The sequence below is a fragment of the Streptomyces boluensis genome (assembly GCF_009908195.1).
GTDB lineage: Bacteria > Actinomycetota > Actinomycetes > Streptomycetales > Streptomycetaceae > Streptomyces > Streptomyces boluensis.
In genome coordinates, this window is record NZ_JAAAHS010000501.1 from 1 (window position 1) to 4,758 (window position 4,758).

The window sequence follows — 4,758 nt, forward strand, 5'->3', positions numbered from 1 at the left end:
CTACGACCCCGCCCACCGCTGCGACACCCCGGCCCGCATGCACTGGTCCCCCTCCACCGGCTGCGAGGACAAGGACACCGCCGCCGCCCGCGCCAGGGCCCTGCTCGCGCCCGTACGCCCCACCGCCAAACTGGACGCGGCCACCGCGAACACCGCCGAGACCCTGCTGCGCAGCTATCTGCACGCGGCGGCCGTGGACGGGCGGCCGTTCAAGCATGTGCACCGCTGGGCGCAGGGCAGCCAGGTCCAGGAGGCCGTACGCGTCCTGCGGACCAGCGCGAAGGCCGCGCCGGGCGCCGCCGGAGAGCTGGAGGCGGAACTCACCGCGCACCCCGAACGCCGGGACATGGCCCAGGAGTTGACCGCACGGGCGCTCTCCTCGCTGTTCTCCGTACACATCCGCGAGGCCTGCGCACCGAACAGGACCGACACCCTCACCCTGGATTCCTTCATCGACGAAGGGGGCACCCTCTACGTGGTGGGTGAACCCATCGAGGACCCCAGGTCGGCGCCCGGAGCCATGCCCCTGCTCACGGCGCTCGCCGCAAGCGTGGTCGAGCACGGCCGGCGCATGGCCGCACGGTCATCCTCCGGTCGGCTCGACCCACCACTCTCCCTGGTCCTCGACGACATCGCCGCCGTGGCCCCGCTCCCGCAGCTGCCCGAACTCCTCGCCTCCGGCGCCGACCTGGGCCTGCCCACCCTCGCCCTGCTCCGCTCCCGCGAACAGGCCAGGTCCCGCTGGCCGCACGACGAGCTGCCGGTGTGACCGGGGCCTCGGGGTCGCCGTAGTACCCGGGTACGACGGCGCCCACCGCGCTCCCGCCCCCGGTCCGACGTATCGCACCCGCCCGCGCAGCAGCATCGAAGACATGATTCGGGCACACGGACTCACCAAGCACTACGGCGGCAGAACCGCCAAAATCGCCGTCGACGGCCTCGACTTCGAGGTCCGCCCCGGCACCGTCACCGGCTTCCTCGGCCCCAACGGCGCGGGCAAGTCCACCACCATGCGGATGCTGCTCGGCCTGGACGCGCCCACAAGCGGCCGCGCCACCGTCGGCGGCCGCTCCTACGCCACCCACCGCGCCCCGCTGCACGAGGTCGGCGCCCTCCTCGAAGCGCGCTCCGTGCACCCCGGCCGCTCCGCCTTCCACCACCTCATGGGCCTCGCCCACACCCACGGCATCCCGCGCTCCCGCGTCGAGCAGGTCCTCGGCCTCGCCGGCATCCGCGAGGTCGCCGCCCGCCGCGTGAAGGGCTTCTCCCTCGGCATGGGCCAGCGCCTCGGCATCGCCGCCGCCCTCCTCGGCGACCCCGCCACCGTGATCCTCGACGAACCCGTCAACGGACTCGACCCCGAGGGCGTCCTGTGGATCCGTAACCTCCTCAAGTCCCTTGCCGCCGAAGGCCGTACCGTCCTCGTCTCCTCGCACCTGATGAGCGAGATGGCCCTGACCGCCGAGCACCTCGTCATCATCGGCCGCGGCCGGCTGCTCGCTGACACCACGGTCGAGGAGTTCGTACGCTCCTCGGGCGCCGCCGCCGTCAAGGTCGTCACCCCCGACGCCGCCGCCCTCGCCGAACGCCTCGCCGCCCCCGGCGTACGCGTCACCAGCGAGACCCCCGGCACCCTCGACGTGCACGGCACCGACGCCGAACACATCGGCCGCACCGCCGCCGCCCACGGCATCCCGCTGTTCGAACTCACCCCGCACACCGGCTCCTTGGAGCAGGCCTTCATGGACCTCACCCGGGACACCGTCGAGTACCAGGCCACCACCCTGACGGGAGCCGCAGCATGACCACCACCTACGCAACTGGTGTGACGCCACGCCGAGTCCTGCGCTCCGAGTGGCACAAGCTGTGGACGCTCCGCTCCACCTGGATCATCCTCGCCACCGCGGCCGTCTCCACCCTCGCCGTGGGCCTCGTGATGGGCGGTACGTACGACGGCGACGACTCCGAGATCGACACCGTCACCTTCGTGCTGCTCGGCACCCAGATCTCCCAGATCTGCGTCGCCGTCCTCGCCATCCTGGTCAGCGCGGGCGAGTACTCGACGGGCCTGATCCGCGCCACCCTCACCGCCGTACCGCGCCGCACCCCGGTCCTGTGGGCCAAGGCGGCGGTGTTCACCACGGTCGCCCTCACCGTCACCGCGGCCACCAACGTGCTGACCTTCCTCGCCGCCCAACTCCTGCTCGCCGACACCGACAAGGCCCTCTCGCTCGGCGACCCCGGAGTGCTGCGCGCCGTACTCGGCAACGCCGCCGGCATCACCCTGCTCGCCCTGATCGCCCTCGGCCTCGGCGCCCTCGTACGGTCCATCCCCGGCGGCATCGGCGCGTTCGTCGCCCTGGTCCTGATCCTCCCCGAGCTGCTCTCCGCCATCCCGTACGACGGCCTGCGCGACGCCCTCGACCACTTCCCCGCCCAGGCCGCGGGCGCCCTCGGCTCCGCCACCCCACTGCCCGACGCGGTGTCGCCGGGCCCCGCCCTGCTCGCCCTGGTGCTGTGGGCCCTCGCGGTCCTTTGGCCGTCGGCGGCACTGCTGCGACGACGGGACGTCTGACCCCGTGCCCGCCCCCGAACGTACGAAGATGACCTCGTGCCCATGAAAGACCCGACCCCCGAGGCCGCCCGCGACCAGGACTGGTCCGCGGGCGCCTCGCCCCTCACCCGCCAGGTGCAGCGCGCCCTGCAGCGGGTCCGGGCCTTCGACCGCCGCCGCCCCCTGGTCTGGGACGTGACCCTGACCGCGTTCTACGTGACGGTCTCGCTGATCGACTACAGCAGCGGCGGCTGGCGCACCATCGCCCGCAACCTGGACGCCCCGCACCCGCTGGTCCTGCTGCTCTGCCTGGGCTTCTCGGTGCCGCTGCTCTGGCGCCGCTCGCACCCGATGGCGGTACTCCTGGCCATGGCCCCGGTGTCCCTGGTCAACAGCTGGACCGGCATCCTCCTCCAGGCCGCCCTGCTGCAGTTCATCGTGGTCTTCAACCTGGCCCTGCGCGGCTCCCGCAAGCCCGTCCTGTGGACCCTCCCGCTGATCACGGCCCCCACGGTGATCGGCGCCCTCCGCTTCCCCGAGGACAGCTGGGACCTGCAGGTCTTCCCGGCGCTCTGGGGGTACACGATGGTCGTGCTGCTCGCCATGGCGGTCCGTACGCGCAAGGAGTACACGGCCGCCCTGGTGGAGCGCGCCCGCCAGCTCGAGGTGGAACGCGACCAGCAGGCCCGCCTCGCCGCCGCGGCCGAACGCACCCGTATCGCCCGCGAGATGCACGACATCATCGGCCACAACCTCTCCGTCATCACGGGCCTCGCGGACGGCGGCTCGTACGCGGCCAAGAAGCACCCGGAACGCGCCGGCCAGGCCCTGGAGGCCATCGCCGGCACCAGCCGCGAGGCCCTCACCGAGCTCCGCCGGCTCCTTGGCGTCCTGCGCGACGACACCCCACCCGCCGACCTCACCCCGCAGCCGGGCCTGGCCGACCTCGACTCCCTGGTCTCCGGGGTGCGTTCGGCGGGCCTGCCGGTACGGATGAGGATGCGGGGCACCCCTGCCGAGGACGCGGACACGGCGGGCCGTGAACTCACCGTGTACCGGGTCGTCCAGGAAGCCCTCACCAACACCATGAAGCACGCGGGCCCCACCGCCCGCGCCACGGTCGACGTCGGCCACGGCCCGTCCGGACTGACCGTCACGGTCACCGACGACGGCCACGGCCACTCCGCCCCGGCCACGGACGGCCGCGGCCTGACCGGCATGCGGGAACGAACGGCGTTGTACGACGGCACACTTGAGGCCGGACCGCTGCCGCGCCCGCCGGGCGGCTGGCAGGTCCGTATGCATCTGCCGAGCACCCCTGGGCCGTCGGGCCCGCGCGAGGAAGACGAGATCCCGTGACCACCGTCCTGATCGTCGACGACCAGCCGATGCAGCGCTTCGGCTTCCGCATGCTGTTGGAGAGCCAGGACGACATGACCGTCGCGGGCGAGGCCGGCAACGGCATCGAGGCGGTCCGCATGACGGACCACCTCCACCCGGACGTGGTGCTCATGGACATCCGGATGCCGGGCCTGGACGGTATCGAGGCCACCCGCCGCATCGTCGCATCGGGCGACCGCACCCGCGTCCTGATCCTGACGACGTTCGACCTGGACGAGTACGCCCACGCGGGCCTGCGCGCCGGCGCTTCCGGCTTCCTGGTGAAGGACGCCCAGCCGGAGGAGCTGCTCTCCGGAATCCGCGCGGTCGCCTCGGGCGACGCGGTGGTCGCCCCGAGCCTCACCCGCCGACTCCTCGACGCATACGCCGACCAATTGCCGACGGGTACGGCGGACTTCACGGAGGACGCCCGGCTCACGGCACTCACCGAAAGGGAACGCGAAATCCTGACGGCCATCGGGCAGGGCTGGACGAACACGGAAATCGCGGAGCGTTTTCATCTCGCCGAGTCCACGGTGAAGACCCATGTGGGCCGCATCCTCGCAAAAACGGGCGCCCGCGACCGCGTACAGGCCGTGATCCTGGCGTACGACACCCGCCTGGTGAAGCCGTCCGCGTAAAGGCGTCTTGAATTCAAAAAGTCCTGAACGCAAAAATGCCTCAACCCCCGGACATGGTCCGGGGGTTGAGGCTAAAAATTGTTCGGCGGCGTCCTACTCTCCCACAGGGTCCCCCCTGCAGTACCATCGGCGCTGTGAGGCTTAGCTTCCGGGTTCGGAATGTAACCGGGCGTTTCCCTCACG

Annotated in this window: 5 protein-coding genes and 1 rRNA gene; 5 read left to right on the plus strand and 1 reads right to left on the minus strand. The window is 71.8% G+C overall.

The window, feature by feature from the left end; all coding sequences use genetic code 11:
* The 5 genes from GUY60_RS34635 to GUY60_RS34655 form a co-directional block, all read left to right on the plus strand.
* Window positions 1-769 (plus strand): P-loop NTPase family protein (locus tag GUY60_RS34635; protein ID WP_223178772.1); only part of this gene is annotated, 769 nt, incomplete at its 5' end.
* A gap of 103 nt (window positions 770-872) precedes the next feature.
* Complete coding sequence (locus GUY60_RS34640) at window positions 873-1,805, plus strand: ABC transporter ATP-binding protein (protein WP_161705186.1); 933 nt, start codon at window positions 873-875, stop codon at window positions 1,803-1,805.
* Entirely contained in the window at window positions 1,802-2,575 is a 774-nt protein-coding gene (locus tag GUY60_RS34645) for an ABC transporter permease (RefSeq protein WP_161705188.1), read from the plus strand. The genes GUY60_RS34640 and GUY60_RS34645 overlap by 4 nt, the downstream gene beginning before the upstream one ends.
* Before the next feature lie 42 nt (window positions 2,576-2,617).
* Window positions 2,618-3,913 (plus strand): sensor histidine kinase, encoded by a 1,296-nt coding sequence (locus GUY60_RS34650; protein WP_161705190.1) that lies wholly within the window; start codon window positions 2,618-2,620, stop codon window positions 3,911-3,913.
* Window positions 3,910-4,575, plus strand: coding sequence for a response regulator (locus GUY60_RS34655; protein ID WP_161705192.1), 666 nt, complete (start codon window positions 3,910-3,912; stop codon window positions 4,573-4,575). Before GUY60_RS34650 ends, GUY60_RS34655 begins: the two co-directional genes overlap by 4 nt.
* A gap of 80 nt (window positions 4,576-4,655) precedes the next feature.
* Here GUY60_RS34655 and rrf read toward each other — a convergent pair.
* Window positions 4,656-4,758, minus strand: a 5S ribosomal RNA gene (rrf, locus tag GUY60_RS34660); the annotation flags it as partial.

What these genes read in the sequence shown, in the direction of transcription:
- GUY60_RS34640 (WP_161705186.1), top strand. Translation starts at nt 873, where the DNA reads ATGATTCGGGCACACGGACTCACCAAGCACTACGGCGGCAGAACCGCC.
- GUY60_RS34645 (WP_161705188.1), top strand. Translation starts at nt 1,802, where the DNA reads ATGACCACCACCTACGCAACTGGTGTGACGCCACGCCGAGTCCTGCGC.
- GUY60_RS34650 (WP_161705190.1), top strand. Translation starts at nt 2,618, where the DNA reads ATGAAAGACCCGACCCCCGAGGCCGCCCGCGACCAGGACTGGTCCGCG.